Source organism: Jeotgalibaca ciconiae, from assembly GCF_003955755.1.
GTDB lineage: Bacteria > Bacillota > Bacilli > Lactobacillales > Aerococcaceae > Jeotgalibaca > Jeotgalibaca ciconiae.
The window spans coordinates 2,211,170-2,227,453 of sequence record NZ_CP034465.1 but is presented as its reverse complement, the minus strand read 5'-3'; the positions used below and the strand labels follow the sequence as shown (position 1 = coordinate 2,227,453).

Here is a 16,284-nt window from a genome sequence, read left to right as displayed (position 1 = left end):
CATGCCGCTTACTCAAGAACAATTGGATGCAACAAAACAAATTCAACAACTGATAAAAACAGTGAATCGTATTATTATTGGGAAAGAGGAAGTGACGAAACTCACGATCACGGCCATGCTTGCTGGCGGACATATCCTTTTTGAAGATATCCCTGGTGTTGGTAAAACTTTGCTCGTAAGAACGATCGCAAAGTGTCTTGGGGCAGATTTTTCACGAATTCAGTTTACTCCTGACTTAGTTCCCAGTGATATCATTGGATTTTCAATGCCGCAACAAAATCAAAGTAACTTTATTTTTAGAAAAGGACCTATTTTTTCATCGATCATTCTAGCGGACGAAATCAACCGTACCTCGCCAAGAACACAAGCTGCCATGCTTGAAGCAATGGCAGAACAGCAAGTAACCAGTGATGGCGTCAGCTATGATCTACCCGAACCATTTTTCGTACTTGCTACCCAGAACCCAATCGAATATGAGGGTACTTATCCTTTACCGGAAGCACAGCTGGACCGTTTTTTAATGCAGCTGTCACTCGGGTATCCCAATGCCGAACAAGAAGTCGAGATGTTGGCTGCCCCTGATCAACGATCAATGGTTGATCAGATTGATGCTGTCCTTTCAGTGGATACTTTTTTAAAATTAAAAGAAACCGTTCCGATGATTCATGTCGAAAAAGCATTACTCGATTACCTTGTCTCGCTAGGCAATGAAACTCGGACAAACGAAAACATTCGGCTTGGAATCAGCCCTCGTGGCAATCAATTCTGCTTAAGCGCTGCTCGTGCATATGCATTACTAGAAGGACGATCTTATGTAATTCCTGATGATATTCAAGCAGTTCTTCCGGCCGTTTATCGTCACCGCCTGCTCTTCTTTGAAAATTTAACTGCTGTACAAAAAGATGAGGCCATTCGACAAATTATTCGACGCGTCAATCCCCCTGTAAGGAGGGCTTGACATGAAGCGGTTAGCGATTCGAAAAATCGCAAGTTATTTTCTTGCTATTATTTTTTGTCTAATGTTGTTCATTTACACAATGGCTTTCCCGGGAAATACTTCCTGGTTTATTTTCCTCTTTTTCTTGATTCTCTTTTTCATTTTGTTTTTTTCAACGCTCTTTTCTTGGGGAAAGGCAGAAGCAACGATCCACACACAGTTGGACCAAAGCAATAATTTCCTGATTCACTTGGTTACAAAAAGCAGATTCCCAGTCTTTATCCCGGAACTGACCATCCAGCTAAAAGTAAAAAATCAAGTTTTTGAAGTGGTTCAACCTATATTTTTTAAGAATAAAATAAATGCTGAATTTACTGATTTGCAAATACCAAGAGGACGTTATCAAGAGCTAGTGGTTCAAACCTACGGAAGAGATTACTTTGGCCTTTTCTTACATCAGAAACGAAAAAAAATCGCCTTGGATTTTGATATTTATCCAAAACTCATTTCCGTTCGCTACCGCCAACAATACTTACAGAAGCTAACTTCCAATGCCCAATTAAAACAATATTTAAAGTCGTCTCCTGCGCAATTCCACCAAATCAGAGAGTATATGCCACAGGATTCTTTAAAACAAATTGATTGGAAATCCAGCTATCGTCAGCAGAAATTGATGACAAAAGAATACGAAAAAGAAATACAACCACGAGTCTCATTAATTTTCTATGGAGTAGAGTCTCTTTATTTTGAAGAACTACTCAGCCTATTTTATACATTGTATGAAGAATTGAAGCTGACCAATACTACTCATATCCATTTAATCGGAAAAATTGAAGAAAAAATCATGAAGCGAACGGATGAATCTGCCCTTCTGTTTATTGAGCCGATAAAGCAATTAGAAGAATTGTTATCACTTTATCAAAATGCAATGGCTTCTCAAGATTACTTTATTGTCTTTGCACCACGAGAAGTCGTCCCTTCTTTGCAAAATATACGAAAAGAACAAGCCATTTATTTTAGCGAAACAGAACTCATCCATACGGAGGTGAGCAAGGACATATGATCAAGAAAAAAGAATTCTGGATTTCATTTCTAAAGAAAGCAGCTTTAACAGTCGCAAATATTTATTTGTTTTACCCCATTATTGAAATATTTGTTCCCTTAAACGAGTTCGAGTCTCCTTTAATGTTTCACTATTTTTTAATTGCCAGTTCTTTGATTGCTTTGCTGCTGCCTTTTTGGTTTATTTGGCTTCCCCTTCAAATTAGTGTCATCTTGTTTACTTTTCAACAATACTTCCCCCTATCTGAGTCAGGTTGGGATTGGGTTCGGACAAACTATACTCTGCTAAGTGAGACATTCAGTAATTTTATGGCAGGCGGATCAAACATTTTCCCTACGAATCTAGCATTATTGTTGATGCTTCTATTTATCTCGTTGGCAACCTATTTATTAATTAATCATCGCAAGCCTTCATGGGCGATTTTGACCAGCTTGGTATATTTAATGATTTTGCATGTCTTCACAGACTATGACTTTTTTGCTTATGTGGTGCAAATTCTTGGAGTCAGTTTAGTATTGTTAGGAGTAACTCAAATTCCGACCGATAAAGGTTGGCGAACAGCTGCAAAAGCTTTTTTTGTAGCAAGTATTTTTGGAGGACTTATTACTTGGTTTTCATTTTGGAGTACGGAAAATCTAACTGAGCAGCAACAATGGGTTGAAAATAATTCTCGCAAACTTCAAAAGAATCTAGATGATAGAGGAGTATTCGACTTTGTCGACTTTTACCGTTCCGGAGAAGGTCTTCAACAATTGGGTTATGGGGAAGATGACCGATCACTCGGTGGACCTGTTCAACAGAATTTTGATCCTGCCTTTGTTGCGTACAGTGATACTTCTCATTATTGGCGAATTTCAACGAAGACAACTTACAATGGGAGTGGATGGAATTTTGCAGATTTTTCATATTTAATATCAATTGATTATTTGACGAAAAGCACTTTGCCAAGTGAGACAAGTTCAGAAATTATAATCGAACGTGATGAGGATTTTCATTATTTTCCTTATACTTACCAACTAATTGATACTCAAATTGACAACGGCTACTTTGCTGTCAAAATACCTTCTTTAGATTTAGAATACCAAAACGATGATGAACAAACGATGATCCCAACGTCTTACACACTTACAATTGCAGACATTGGAATTGGGGAATCTTTATTGAGAAACGCTCCTGAAATAGAGGAAGAACTGCTTGAAGCCGAAGAGTTACAAGTCCCGAATTCCGTTCCTCTGCGCGTATGGGAACTGGCAGCTGAGATTACTGAAGGTTCTAATACGGTTTACGATCGAGTACTCGCTATTGAAAATTATTTGCGCTCTGAAGCGGGACTCCGTTACAGTATGCGGGAAGCTTCCTTTGTTCCGGAAGGCGAAGATTACGTTGATCACTTTTTATTTGAATCAAAGGTCGGCTACTGCGATAACTTCTCTACCGCTATGGTTATTTTGGCTCGTATGAATGGTATTCCTGCTCGTTGGGCGAAAGGTTTCAATGGTGGAACACAACAAACCAATGAAGAAGGAAACACTTTTTATGAAATAACGAATGCAAATGCCCATTCCTGGCCGGAGATTTATTTTCCTGAAGTTGGCTGGGTTCCATTTGAACCGACCCCTGCCTATCAGCAATCACTAGCTAATTTTGTGACACCAGACGATGGAACAGAAGAAGAAACGCCTGTTGCGGATGAAGAGTCTCTTTTGACTGCTGATGAAGAGGATGAAATCGTTCCTGATGCAGAGGCGGAATCCGCCCAAGTGCCAGAGACTCGCCCGGACACAGATGCAAGTCATGTGAATGATACAGCAGATACTGGCTGGCCAAAACGATTTGTCGGGATACTTCTTGGAATGGGAGTCATCATTGGCGTACTCACACACAGAAAATGGTATGCCTCAGTGATTGAGCTTTTTATACAGAATCCTTCTTTTTCCCTTAGGACAAAAACAAAGCTCGTCTTATCTTTGTTTGGAATAGGATATAAGAAACGAAAACAAGAAACACTGCGTCAATACTTTGAAGAAGTCACGAAAGCTATACCAATGCATAAAAATAATATCCTTGCCTTTGTACAAGTAATTGAGAAATTATTATATGCACCAGCTGATGAAAAAATAGTAGAGGATGCAGAAGTCAGGAAAATACTGTTGAATATGGTAACTGCTTTTAAAGATTTACAAGCAATACAAAAGAAAAGCAGCTTCTAATTCTCAAGTATCTAGCAAGAAATACAGCGCCTCTATCCTATTTGCTGTTGGTAGCAAAAAAATTTCGCTTGGAGACTTCAGTAAAAAAATTAGGGGAATTCGAGAGACTTATCAGGGAAAGTAGTGCCTTTAAATGTAGGCTTTCCTTGATATCGATTACTTATCAGGGAAAGATAGCTAGAAAAAGCGGAGCTTTCCTTGATAAGCTGCTTTTATTAAGAAAAGCGGACAAGTCCGCCTTGACCTATGAAAAAATAGGAAATTTGACCCTGAATGAGCAGCGAAGCGCGCAATGGGGCAAATTTATCTTTTTTTCACTAGGTCAGGACTTGGAAGCTAGACATTGATGGCTGAACTTATAATCCCCTAGTCTACAAGGAAAGCATACAAAATATTAGGCACTCTTACCTGATAAAACCGAGAATACTCATTTTAAAATAAGGAAAACAGCAACTGGATCATTTTTTACTAGGACAGAACTTCCCCCCTCTGCTCCACAACAAATAAAAACTTGCCAAATCACTATTCACAAGCGAAGTTGGCAAATTTTTTACTTTTCTTATTTTTTTAATTTGTCATTTTCATATACATGGCTTTTTTCCAGGTTCGGAAATCCCTGTTGTCGCAGTGCTTCATAGACAATCATGCATGCAGTATTTGATAAATTAAGCGAACGCACATGCTCATCATTCATCGGAATTCTCAGACAGTCATCTTCGCGCTCATGCATAAATTCTTCAGGCAAGCCCGTTGTTTCTTTACCAAAGATAAAGAAAACATCTTCTTCCGCGGTATAATCAACGTCTGAATAAACTTTTTCTGCAAACTTTGTAATCAGATATAACTTGCGACCGCCTACAAATTTTAGAAAAGCTTCCATATTTTCATGTTTATAAATCTCTACTTCATTCCAATAATCCAGGCCCGCTCTTTTCAAATGCTTATCATCAGTGGAAAAGCCAAGCGGTTCAATTAAATGCAACGGACTATTTGTTGCAGCACAGGTCCTTGCAATATTTCCTGTATTGGCCGGTATTTGTGGTTCAAATAAAACTACATGATTTGTCATTGCCTAAAAATTCTCCTTCAAAAAGCCTACTTATCAGCTAATTCTTCTAATTTTACCAGAGCCATTTCCATCTCAGCTCTTGCTTCTTCATCTTCTTCTGCTTCCATTCGTTCTTTGAAAAAATCAAGAATATCGGCATTTGCATCCCGTAAAATCTGCCCGATCGCCCAAGCTGCTGTTCCGCGGATAACAGGACGAGGATCTTGCTCCATCAACTGTAATAGCTGAGGCACAGCGCTGCGATCTCGATAATTCGCCAGGGCAATAATCGCATTTCGCTGCAAAGGCTTCTTCCCACGCCAAGAACCCGCTAATACACCAAAACGTGCTTTGAAATCACGATTCGATATGGTTAACATCGGCTGCAAGACCGGCGTTTCTCGATCTGGTTCAGGTTCCATCTCTGGATGAAAATGAGAATCAATTCCTCTGTTATATGGACAAGCTTGTTGACAAATGTCACAGCCATAAATGACATGACCCATTTTTTTACGGAATTCTTCCGGCATGCTGCCCTTTGTTTGTGTTTGGAATGAAAGACAAACTTTGGGATTCAATTGACCATTTCCTAAAAGAGCACCTGTTGGACATGCTGTTACACAACGCATGCAGTCGCCACAGCCAAAAACACCAGGTGCATCCGGTTCAAAAGGGATGTCGGTGATAATTTCGCCAAGGTAGACATATGTGCCGAATTCCTCTGTAATTAAAAGACCGTTCCTGCCGATAAAACCAAGACCAGCACGCTGGGCAACAACTGTATCAATTAATTCACCTGTATCTACCATAGGCTTAAAACGTGCGTCAGGTACCCTTTCTTGAATAAACGTGATCAATTGATCCATTTTATCACGCAAAATAAAATGATAATCGGTTCCCCAAGATGCCCGGGCAAACGAACCACGGCGCTCACCTTTTACCCGTTCTGGTTTTTCTAAAGGCTTGCTTGGATAAGCTAGCCCAATCGCTAAAATTGATTTGGGATTATCAAAAATCAATTCTGGATATAAACGCTCATCTAGTACTTGATGCTCGAAGCCAGAAGTATGTCCTTTTGCATGCTGCTCTAAAAGAGGTTCTTTCATATAATCAAATGGCTCTGCAGTAGTAAAACCAATCTTATCAATTCCAATTTCTTTACATGCTTCCAGTATTTCTCGTTTCAACACAGCATTTGTCATTATATGCCTCCTTTTTTCAAACAGTTGTTGTGAATAAGTATACCATTTTATTCTATAAAGAATAAAAAAATGCCCACAAAAAAACGTATAGATTCGGTGATAGACACGGCAAATCAATACGTTGGATGATTCATTTTGTATGACTGTATAATGGCAATGATACTCGAAACAAAATGATGATATCAGTATAACAAGATAACATTTGTTTGTAAACACCTTTTTGACGAATTCTACGAGACCTTACTGCCGCTTACTTTATACCTACAAGGACAGACATCGCAACTGTAATGGATGGTAGTGGCTCTGCCAAGAGTTCCAGTCGTTTCCCTTCATCTGCTCCCCACGTTAAAGGCGTCATTTCTAATAACCAGCGGTAAACTTCTGCTGTAAGAGACACTTCATATCTAACATGTTCATGTAAGTAATTTGGATATGCTTGTTCAAAACGTTTGATTACCGGTTCGTTCTCATAGCTCTGCTTTTCTTCCTCCAGCATAAACAATTTTTGACGAAGCTCAATTAAATAATCCGCATCGGGAACTACTTTGACAACTACACCACCTTTTTTCAAGAGACGACCAAACTCTTCATAATGAGATGGCGATAAAATATTCAAAATCGCATCAAACTGCTCTCCGGCAAATGGAGAATGAGCCAAATCAGCCACACACCAAAATGCATCGTCAAAATAATGAGAGGCTGCCAACTGAATAGCGTCTTTGGAAATATCAAAACCAATTTTAGTGCCAGATACTCCCTGATTTTGTAAATAATGTAGGTGAGAGCCTTCTCCACATCCCACATCTAGAAGTGCTGTTATATTTCTTCCCTCTAATTGTTTTTTTACGACGTCCAGCATTGGCTGAAAAAAGCCAGTCTCTGCCAGTTTTTTTCGGCTCGACAGCATTTTTTTATCATATTCATTCTGTCCACCTTTTAATAAAAGATGCAGCGTTCCTTTTTTAGACAAATCGAATTGATGATTCTCCACACAAACTACACTTGTCCCCACTACATCCGTAAAATTTTGCTTGCATACGGGGCATTGGAACAAGTGCAGATTTTCTTTCATAAATAAACCACTTCGCTCAATTTTTTTCACATAAAGACTCCTTCTTATTCTATTCATTCTATTTTACTATATTTCATCTTGATAAGGACTTGTTAGTTGAAAATTTTCATCAATCGGTTCCAAAAATGCGCTTTTCCATGTTAAAAGAAAGGCCACAAGAAAAGAAACAAGAATTACGATGCCTGTTTTCAGGAGGTTGTTTCCCTGGTCCTGAAAGGCAAATAGAGAAGCAACACTTGGATTGACGAGCAAATAGGTCTTCAATTTGAAAATCCCTGCAAGAAGACCTCCAACTCCTCCACCCAGCATGGCATATAAGAATGGTTTTTTAAGCATAATTTCAATACCAAAGATCGTTGGTTGCGACACACCAAACAATGTCATCACAAATGATGCGATAGAGTACGTACGGAAATTATGGTTTTTCGTTCTTAATATAACTGCCAAAGCTACTCCTGCATGTGCAAAATTAACTGCTATCATTGCTGGGCCAAGGATACTATCAAATCCGGCCGCTTCAATATTATCTATAACTAATGGAAACAACGAATAGTGTGCGCCGGTCACAACAATCGCTGGTCCGAATAAACCTAATAAAGTAGGCACGCTCCATGGCGCAACCGTATGCAACAGTTCGATTAGTGCAACAATCGCGTTCCCAAGTAATGTCATCAATGGGCGAAATAAAAATATTCCTAACGAAAGACCTGCTAATAGTAATAGAAATGGTTTCAAAATTAGCTTTAATGAGGAAGGGAGTTTAACTTTAAAATGATTCTCAATATATCCAAGAATCGGCACAATCATTAAAATAGGCAATATGCTGTTTGAATAAGTTTCGGATAAAAGTCGGAATCCTAAGAATTTTTCTAATATGATGTCTGAAATAAATGAAGTGATGAGAGGATGCATCAAGATGCTGGCTGTCGTAACAGCGATGTAAGGATTGGCTTTATGATATTTAGCGCTTGAAAAAGCGATCATAACAGGCAGATAGTTATAAACCATGCCAGATAGTGTTGATAGTGAGGTTTGCTCCATTGTAAAAGCTGAAAAAAAATCTAGGTTATAAACCAGGATGATAATCGCCTGCAGAATTCCTCCACCAATCAAAACCGGCAATAGGGGTATAAATATAGTTTGCACGTAATAGAATGTTTTCTCTAAATTGCTCTCAGGTATTTCATCGGGTTCCTCATTTACGATTACATTTTCGCCGTCGTAAAGTCTAATGGCTATTTCTACTTCACGAGCAGGAATATCTTCGATGTGAATGACAATTTCCTGATTAGTAAAAATAACTTCATCTATGAAAGTCATCTTTATGAAAGAGGGTTTATCGACATAACTCATATGTTTTACTGAAATAGACAAAAGTGAATGCCTGCCTGCTGAAATACCAATAATGTTCCCTGCGCCGCCAGCATATAAAACAATTCGTTCTGCGTTTCTTTCCAATTCACCAACGTCCTGTTTCATAGCATGTCCTCCTTCCTTTCCAGGATGAACAATGAACAACTTACTCAATATTATTATCTAAAATATATCAGAAAATAGGATTTTTTACCATTTTTAAGGAAAATGAAAGAACAGTTTTCGAATCTGATAAGAAAAGCGGACAAGTCCGCCTTGACCTATGAAAAAATAGGAAATTTGACCCTGAATGAGCAGCGAAGCGCGCAATGGGGCAAATTTATCTTTTTTTCACTAGGTCAGGACTTGGGAGCTAGACATTGATGGCTGAACTTATAATCCCCTAGTCTATAATAAAATGTGTAAGCTTCAGATGTATTTTATCACTTGAAGCTTACGTTTTTTTCAAAAGAGACACCTTCACGATGTTTTTTAAGCCTGAAGCTTGCACTTTCGTCCTAAGTGACACTTTCAGCTGCTCATACAGAGTTGAAGCTTGCACTTTTAAGATCCTGCTCTACAAAAAAAGACCAGGAATCAATCTCCCAGCCTTCTTTGCGTTTAGTGGGTTTCGCCACCGATTACTTTTAAATCATCTTTATCACGATACTCAACCATTGCTTCGAGAGCACCCGTTAATCCTTTTGCGATATCTTCAAGGCTCATAGCAGGTTGATTTGGCTTATCGACAACTTGTTCCGGAATATAAGGAACATGGATAAAGCCAGCACGAACTCCTGGTAATTCTTTTTCCGTTAAATATAAAGCTTGATACATAATGTGGTTGCAGACGAATGTACCTGCAGTGTTGGAAACGGCCGATGGAACTCCTGTTTCTTTTATTTTTTCAACCATCGCTTTAATTGGCAAGGTTGAAAAATATGCTGGTGGTCCGTCCTCTTGAATGGGCACATCAATTGGCTGGTTTCCTTCATTGTCTTCAATACGCGCGTCGTCTTGATTGATCGCAACACGTTCCGGGGTTAAGGCGAAGCGTCCGCCCGCCTGTCCCACACACAAAATCATGTCAGGTTTTACTTCCAAAGCCTTTTCACGCATAGTATCCGCTGATTTATGAAAGACTGTCGGAATCTCTAACTTAATAATCTCCGCTCCAGCGATTTCATTATCCAGTAATTTTACCGCTTCTAAGGCCGGATTGATTTTTTCTCCGCCAAACGGATCAAAAGCTGCTACTAAAATTTTCATAATAAAATTTCCTCCTTCTAAAATGCCCAGAAATACATCAAAGCAATATGCACAACGATCAGTACAAGAGCTAATGGTGTTTGAGCTTTAATAACGCCATTTGGGTTCTTCATTTCCAATAAAGCAGCTGGTAAAGCATTAAAGTTTGCTGCCATTGGTGTCATCAAAGTTCCACAGAATCCAGCTGTCATTGCTAACGCTCCAGCAATAACTGGGTCAGCTCCCTGCGAAATAACAAATGGAATACCAATTCCCGCCGTAATAACCGTAAACGCCGCAAAACCATTTCCCATGATCATTGTGAAAATGACCATTCCAAGGACATAGGCAATCACACCTAACAAACGGTTGCCTGCAGGAACAAACCCAGAAATGATATCAGCAATCACATCTCCTACGCCAGCCGCTGTAAAAAGAACACCCAAAGCTGCCAATAGCTGTGGTAAAATCCCAACGGCTCCGACTTGTTGAACCATTCGATCGGATTGCGACAAAGTAATTTTGGGTGAAGCTCTAAAAAGAATCATCGCTACAGCTAATGAAAGAATTGCCGCAGCGCCAATTCCTACTTGCCCGCCGAACGGTGTAAACTGAGCAATCAACACGGCTGTTAAAGCAAGTAGTACAGCTGGCAAGAAAATCCAGTTCGAAAAACGAGCAGCATGATATACTTGCTCTTCTTCTGAATTTGTCTCTACTTTACCAACTTTTACTTGTTTCAACAATGTTAACGCACCAATTCCTAGCAACAAGACGCCATCCACTGCTGGAGGAATTATATTTCCTGCCGCGAATAAAATACCCAATAAGATCCAAAATCCTGCTGTTCCCCAACGAGCTGGATGATCTGCTTGACGCAGAACGCGGTAAGCAGTATAGAATAATTGTAAGCCAATCAGGATAAAGAATAATTCTAAAAGGATTGGCACAACGGTTCCCGTAATATAGCTTGCATCCATAATTATTCCTCTCCTTTCATTACATTTTTACGCTTCTTATATTTACGATCTAATTTCTTATCAATACGAAAATTATTTAAAGCAGACAATACCAATGCTATCAAAGCAATCGGAATGGACGCTTGCGCTACAGAAACCGGTGAGATGTCATATCCGAGAGATTCCATTGTACCAGCAATCAACAAGACGCCAGAACTCGCGATAAATGTATTTTGTGCGAAGAAATTACCAAAGTTTTCAGATGCTGCAGATTGGGCCTTTAGCAATTCAACATCATCTTCTTCAATTTCACCGTATTTCAATTTAGATGCTGCTTGAACCATTGGATCTACGATCGGACGAACAAATTGCGTTTGTCCTTGCACACGAATTGAAAAGAATGCTGCAATTTCACGGATAAATTGATATAAGGTCAACATTCTACCCGACGTCAAACCCTTCATTTTTTGGATTAAATTTGTAGCTTGCGTTTTTAATCCAAAATGTTCGGACAAGCCAATCATTGGCAATGTTAAGAAAAATAAGGTAACCAAACGATTATCAACAAATGCTTTTCCTAAAATCTCTAATATTTCTACAAATGAAATTCCTGAAACCAATCCCGTCACTACTGCAGCAATTAATACAACGGCGATGGTATCTAATTTCAATAAAAATCCAACAACAATAATCACAATACCAATTAACTTAATCCATTCCACAATAACCCACTCCTAGCTTATTTTTCCTTCTTTCTAAAAACCACACTCAATAATAAACCAAGCGAAACCCCTAAGCCAACGCCCATTCCAATATTGTCCATTGCAGAACCTAATGCAGTACCAATGGCAATGCCGATTGGCAACCAATAAATCGCTAAACCGCCATCTTTTTTCCCTTTATTTATCGATGTCGGGTCCTCGATTGACTTATCTGTTATCAGTTCATCTTTTTTCGTTTCTGGAATACTTGAGTCAGGAACATGTGAGCCTTCTTCATATGAGTTTTTGTCGTTCTTCTCCATGTGTACTCTCCTTTCTTCCTCATCCTATTTTCTTAAAGTATAGCAAATATCAGAGGATTTGAGAAAATAATTGACGGAAATCGTAATGATGTAACAAAAGTAAATCGAATTCAACAATATATTGATAAGAAAAGCAGATAAGGTCGTCTTGGCTATGAAAAAATAGGAAATATAACTTGATAGTTGGAGATAGAAAGCAGAACTCATATACTACCCTACTCCATAAGAAAAGCGGACAAGTCCGCCTTGGCCTATGAAAAAATAGGAAATTTGACCCTGAATTGTCAGGAGACTTCACGCTTCAGCGGGTTAGTCGAATGATATGCGTTAGCGAGCAGCGAAGCGCGCAATGGGGCAAATTTATCTTTTTTTCACTAGGTCAGGACTTGGGAGCTAGACATTGATGGCTGAACTTATAATCCCCTAGTCCACAAAAAAAAGCCACACAAGCAATAAACGGCATTGTGTGGCTTTTATGTTTGACGGCTAAATAAGTTTTTATTCCTCTACTACTCCGCCTTCAACTACTATATTATCTGCAACTGCCGCATCTCCATAAGCAGGCGCTAAAGTTTCCTCAAAGTTCTTATGGAAGAACTGTTCTTCCCCTAACGTTTTTATTTCAGCATTTAACCAATCCAATAGTTCAGTGTTTCCTTTTTGGACCGCTGGCGCTATTGTATCTAAATCTCCTAAAGTATCAATTCCAACGGTATATCCTCCATTTTCAATAGCCCAAGCAAGAACTTCGGTATTATCAGTAGAGAAAGAATCCCCTCTTCCATCTAATAATGCACCATAAGCATCGCTATATTGATCGAATTTTAATAATTCAATTTCTGGGTGATTTTCTGTGAAATAAATGTCAGCTGTAGTACCCTTTGCCACGATCAAAGTTTTTCCATTTAGTTCTTCAACATCAGTAATGATTGCATGATCGGGAGATACAACTCCTAATGAAACTTTCATATAAGGCAGTGCAAAATCAACTTTTTCAGCGCGTTCTTCCGTTACAGTAAAATTAGCAAGAATGATATCCACCTTTGCTGTTTCCAAATATTCTACCCGACTAGCTGCATCAACGGTTACATATTCAACTTCAACACCTAAATCTTCAGCAATTCGATTTCCAAAATAAATATCATAACCTTGATAATCTCCATTTTCGTCAACGTATCCAAATGGTTTTTTATCGCTGAAAACACCAATGGTTATGTTTCCACTTTCCTTAATTTCCTCTAAAGTTCTAGCAGTTCCATTAGCACTTACTTCTGACCCACCTGATTCCGTGCTATCTGCAGAACTGCTCGAGCATCCTGCTAATCCTGTCGCGGCAACAATGAAAGCTAATAATAAAAATAATAAGTTCTTCGTTTTTCTCATAATCTTTACTCTCCCTTTATTTCTATTTTTTTATCTTCAACGCTTTTTATAGCATTAAATTCAAACATATTTAAAAACTGTTTTGCCCTGTCCGTCTGGGGGTTGGCGAAAAACTCAGCAGGGGCATTTTCTTCAACGATTGCACCTTTATCCATAAATAGGATTCTATCGGCAACCGCTCGCGCAAATTGCATTTCGTGAGTAACAATGATCATCGTACTTCCCTCTCTCGCAAGTTCTAACATCACATCCAGAACTTCTCTTACCATTTCAGGATCTAATGCAGCAGTGACCTCATCAAAGAGCATTAGTTCAGGATGCATACATAGTGAGCGAACAATCGCAACTCTCTGCTTTTGACCACCTGAAAGTTGTCTTGGATAGGCATCTTTTTTATCTAGGAGTCCTACACGACTTAACGCTGCCTCTGCCTCTCTCGTCACTTCTTCTTTATTTCTATTCTGAGCTTTCATTGGTCCCAGCAGGACATTATCAAGAATTGTCATATGAGGAAATAAATCATAGCTTTGGAAAACCATGCCTACTTTTTGGCGAACCAAATGCATATTTTTTCTTTGGTTACTAATCAATTCACCATTCAATTGTATTTCTCCATTTTGAATGTCTTCCAAGCCATTTATACATCTTAACAGAGTACTTTTCCCACAGCCTGAAGGCCCAATAATAACAACAACTTCTCCCTTATGAATATCTAAAGATAAATCTTTCAGGACGATGCTGTCATCATAGCTCTTCCTCAAATCCCTAATTTTAAGTAATGTTTTTTCATAATTCACCTTTATCACCTCAATTTTTCCATTTTCTTTCTAATCTTGTTGCAAGCAAGGAAAGCGGGTAACAAATAAGGAAATATAGGAAGAAAATCGTTCCATATATCCATAACGAAGCATTCGGATCAGTGAGACGTGATGATTCGATAATTTGCTGACCTACTTTAACAACTTCTACAACGCCAATCAGTACGATTAGCGAAGTGGTTTTTATCATTCTGGTCACTAGATTGAGTGCCAGAGGCAATAACCGCCTTACCGTTTGAGGGATAATCACATATTGATAAACTTGCAGCTTTGTAAGGCCGAGTGACATACCACTTTCATACTGATGTTTGGGAATAGAGATCAACGCCCCACGTACTAAATCACCCATTTCCGCAGTACCCCATAAAGAGAATACAATGATAGAAGAAAGTTCTCCTGACAAATTAATATTAAAAGCCCTAGTCAAACCAAAATATACTAAAAACAGCAAGACCAGTTGCGGCATGACACGTACAAATTCAAGATAAAACTTTGTAAAAATTGTAATGACTGGATTTTTTATCGTCATTACCATACCTAAAATTATGCCCAACAAGATGGAGATACTAACGGAGATGAGTGAAATATTGATAGTCACCCATAGTCCTTCTAGTAATCTCACAAAATTTCTGCCTTGAAATAAAATACTAATCCCCAAATCCTGCATATCTCAACTTCCTTTCTACAAAATGAAACAAAGCTACAATCGGTAATAAGATTACCGCGTATGAGACCACCAACATCAGCAAAGCTTCGTCCGTGTTATAATATAAACCTATTAAATCTTTGGCAATATACATTAAATCAGGCAATGCTACTACACTAAATACCGATGTTTCCTTTATAAGAAAGACTATATTTGCCAAAAAGGCAGGTAATGATATGGTAATCGCTTGGGGCATCAAAATATACCTAAAAACTTGTAAGTTCGTTAATCCGATGCTCAAAGCTGATTCAATTTGTCTGTTTTCAACAGCTTCTAAGCCACTCCGAAATGCCTCTGACATATAACTGCCACCTAAAAAAATTAATCCGATAATCCCACAACTTTCTGAACTCAGTAAAATCCCTAGCTTCGGTAATCCGAAGTACAGGAAAAATAGCTGAACAAGCAGTGGTGTGTTCCTTGATAATTCGATATACAAGCCAGCTATCTTACTCAATAGGGGCACTTTGAAGTACCGAGTTAAACAAGTGAGTAATCCAACAATCGTTGCACCCATTATTCCAATTAGTGCAATTCGAAAAGTTAGTATTCCAGCCTCTACATAAATAGGAGCAAAATCTTTCATAAATTGTAAGTCCATTTTTTCCCCTTTCTGATTAAGCAATCATTCTTAGTCAATTAATTTAAAATTCCATACAAAAAAACTCCGACTCTTAAAATTACAGAGACGAAGTTTATCCGCGTTACCACTCAAATTGGCATTCAAAAATGCCCACCTTATATAGCACCATCATGCTATTCTTACAATAACGGTTAAGATCCGCAGCAGCCTACTAGGATTCGGTGCTGTACTAAAAAGGCCATTTTCATATATATCTCCAATAAGTATCTTTCACCACTACAATACTCTCTCTAAAATTTCCATATATATTACTTTCCTTCTTCAAAGCATTTACAATTAATTAAGTTTTTTTAAACTAGATTAGTTTTTTCTCATTTATTTTTAACTTCATTCATTGTATTATATTGATTTAAAAAATGCAACCTTATTTTCCGCTATAAAAAAGGAAAGGCGAAGCGACTTGCGCTCCAGCCTTTTTAATAGACTAGGGGATTATAAGTTCAGCCATCAATGTCTAGCTCCCAAGTCCTGACCTAATGAAAAAAAAGATAAATTTGCCCCATTGCGCACTTCGCTGCTCGCTAACGCATATCATTCGACTAACCCGCTGAAGCGTGAAGTCTCCTGACAATTCAGGGTCAAATTTCCTATTTTTTCATAGGCCAAGGCGGACTTGTC

15 protein-coding genes and 1 other annotated feature are annotated in these 16,284 nt (G+C 38.5%); of the genes, 3 read left to right on the top strand and 12 right to left on the bottom strand.

The genetic code is table 11. From position 1 onward, the window contains the following. The first annotated feature begins 1 nt into the window (after position 1). The 3 genes from EJN90_RS10355 to EJN90_RS10345 are packed head-to-tail and all read left to right on the top strand — an operon-like array spanning position 2 to position 4,210. Positions 2-958 (top strand): AAA family ATPase, encoded by a 957-nt coding sequence (locus EJN90_RS10355; protein ID WP_126110958.1) that lies wholly within the window; start codon positions 2-4, stop codon positions 956-958. Position 959: 1 nt separating this feature from the next. Then, positions 960-2,000, top strand: coding sequence for a DUF58 domain-containing protein (locus tag EJN90_RS10350; protein ID WP_126110956.1), 1,041 nt, complete (start codon positions 960-962; stop codon positions 1,998-2,000). Then, entirely contained in the window at positions 1,997-4,210 is a 2,214-nt protein-coding gene (locus tag EJN90_RS10345) for a transglutaminase-like domain-containing protein (RefSeq protein WP_126110954.1), read from the top strand. The genes EJN90_RS10350 and EJN90_RS10345 overlap by 4 nt, the downstream gene beginning before the upstream one ends. Before the next feature lie 559 nt (positions 4,211-4,769). On the opposite strand, the gene trmL is transcribed toward EJN90_RS10345, so the two are convergent. The 12 genes from trmL to EJN90_RS10285 form a co-directional block, all read right to left on the bottom strand. Then, positions 4,770-5,279 carry a tRNA (uridine(34)/cytosine(34)/5-carboxymethylaminomethyluridine(34)-2'-O)-methyltransferase TrmL gene (gene trmL, locus EJN90_RS10340; RefSeq protein WP_126110952.1) on the bottom strand — a complete coding sequence of 170 codons (510 nt, stop codon included), beginning with the start codon at positions 5,277-5,279 and terminating at the stop codon, positions 4,770-4,772. A gap of 26 nt (positions 5,280-5,305) precedes the next feature. After that, positions 5,306-6,460 (bottom strand): tRNA epoxyqueuosine(34) reductase QueG, encoded by a 1,155-nt coding sequence (gene queG / locus EJN90_RS10335; RefSeq protein ID WP_126110950.1) that lies wholly within the window; start codon positions 6,458-6,460, stop codon positions 5,306-5,308. A gap of 250 nt (positions 6,461-6,710) precedes the next feature. Then, positions 6,711-7,562 carry a methyltransferase domain-containing protein gene (locus EJN90_RS10330; RefSeq protein ID WP_126110948.1) on the bottom strand — a complete coding sequence of 284 codons (852 nt, stop codon included), beginning with the start codon at positions 7,560-7,562 and terminating at the stop codon, positions 6,711-6,713. 36 nt (positions 7,563-7,598) lie between these two features. Continuing rightward, positions 7,599-9,011, bottom strand: coding sequence for a PTS transporter subunit EIIC (locus tag EJN90_RS10325; RefSeq protein WP_126110946.1), 1,413 nt, complete (start codon positions 9,009-9,011; stop codon positions 7,599-7,601). A gap of 495 nt (positions 9,012-9,506) precedes the next feature. Continuing rightward, positions 9,507-10,154 (bottom strand): pyroglutamyl-peptidase I, encoded by a 648-nt coding sequence (gene pcp, locus EJN90_RS10320; protein WP_126110944.1) that lies wholly within the window; start codon positions 10,152-10,154, stop codon positions 9,507-9,509. 17 nt (positions 10,155-10,171) lie between these two features. Beyond that, the gene (locus EJN90_RS10315) at positions 10,172-11,113 is read right to left on the bottom strand and encodes a DUF979 domain-containing protein (RefSeq protein WP_126110942.1); all 942 of its coding nucleotides are present in this window, start codon (positions 11,111-11,113) and stop codon (positions 10,172-10,174) included. 2 nt (positions 11,114-11,115) lie between these two features. Further along, positions 11,116-11,814 (bottom strand): DUF969 domain-containing protein, encoded by a 699-nt coding sequence (locus tag EJN90_RS10310; RefSeq protein ID WP_126110940.1) that lies wholly within the window; start codon positions 11,812-11,814, stop codon positions 11,116-11,118. A 17-nt stretch (positions 11,815-11,831) separates the two neighbouring features. After that, the gene (locus EJN90_RS10305) at positions 11,832-12,116 is read right to left on the bottom strand and encodes a hypothetical protein (protein WP_126110938.1); all 285 of its coding nucleotides are present in this window, start codon (positions 12,114-12,116) and stop codon (positions 11,832-11,834) included. A gap of 498 nt (positions 12,117-12,614) precedes the next feature. Continuing rightward, positions 12,615-13,499, bottom strand: coding sequence for a cysteine ABC transporter substrate-binding protein (locus EJN90_RS10300; RefSeq protein WP_126110936.1), 885 nt, complete (start codon positions 13,497-13,499; stop codon positions 12,615-12,617). A gap of 5 nt (positions 13,500-13,504) precedes the next feature. Next, a complete protein-coding gene (locus tag EJN90_RS10295) occupies positions 13,505-14,296 on the bottom strand; it encodes an amino acid ABC transporter ATP-binding protein (RefSeq protein WP_126110934.1) in 792 nt (263 codons plus the stop codon). A 10-nt stretch (positions 14,297-14,306) separates the two neighbouring features. Continuing rightward, a complete protein-coding gene (locus EJN90_RS10290) occupies positions 14,307-14,984 on the bottom strand; it encodes an amino acid ABC transporter permease (protein WP_126110932.1) in 678 nt (225 codons plus the stop codon). Next, on the bottom strand, positions 14,965-15,624 hold the full coding sequence (locus EJN90_RS10285) for an amino acid ABC transporter permease (RefSeq protein ID WP_126110930.1): 660 nt from the start codon (positions 15,622-15,624) through the stop codon (positions 14,965-14,967). Before EJN90_RS10285 ends, EJN90_RS10290 begins: the two co-directional genes overlap by 20 nt. 80 nt (positions 15,625-15,704) lie before the next feature. Beyond that, positions 15,705-15,940: a binding site (T-box leader), on the bottom strand. Positions 15,941-16,284 lie beyond the last annotated feature (344 nt).

Bases quoted from the DNA above. Each gene is read 5' to 3' on its own strand.
- EJN90_RS10355 (WP_126110958.1), top strand. From the start codon at position 2: ATGCCGCTTACTCAAGAACAATTGGATGCAACAAAACAAATTCAACAA.
- EJN90_RS10350 (WP_126110956.1), top strand. From the start codon at position 960: ATGAAGCGGTTAGCGATTCGAAAAATCGCAAGTTATTTTCTTGCTATT.
- EJN90_RS10345 (WP_126110954.1), top strand. From the start codon at position 1,997: ATGATCAAGAAAAAAGAATTCTGGATTTCATTTCTAAAGAAAGCAGCT.
- trmL (WP_126110952.1), bottom strand. From the start codon at position 5,279: ATGACAAATCATGTAGTTTTATTTGAACCACAAATACCGGCCAATACA.
- queG (WP_126110950.1), bottom strand. From the start codon at position 6,460: ATGACAAATGCTGTGTTGAAACGAGAAATACTGGAAGCATGTAAAGAA.
- EJN90_RS10325 (WP_126110946.1), bottom strand. From the start codon at position 9,011: ATGAAACAGGACGTTGGTGAATTGGAAAGAAACGCAGAACGAATTGTT.
- pcp (WP_126110944.1), bottom strand. From the start codon at position 10,154: ATGAAAATTTTAGTAGCAGCTTTTGATCCGTTTGGCGGAGAAAAAATC.
- EJN90_RS10315 (WP_126110942.1), bottom strand. From the start codon at position 11,113: ATGGATGCAAGCTATATTACGGGAACCGTTGTGCCAATCCTTTTAGAA.
- EJN90_RS10305 (WP_126110938.1), bottom strand. From the start codon at position 12,116: ATGGAGAAGAACGACAAAAACTCATATGAAGAAGGCTCACATGTTCCT.
- EJN90_RS10300 (WP_126110936.1), bottom strand. From the start codon at position 13,499: ATGAGAAAAACGAAGAACTTATTATTTTTATTATTAGCTTTCATTGTT.
- EJN90_RS10290 (WP_126110932.1), bottom strand. From the start codon at position 14,984: ATGCAGGATTTGGGGATTAGTATTTTATTTCAAGGCAGAAATTTTGTG.
- EJN90_RS10285 (WP_126110930.1), bottom strand. From the start codon at position 15,624: ATGGACTTACAATTTATGAAAGATTTTGCTCCTATTTATGTAGAGGCT.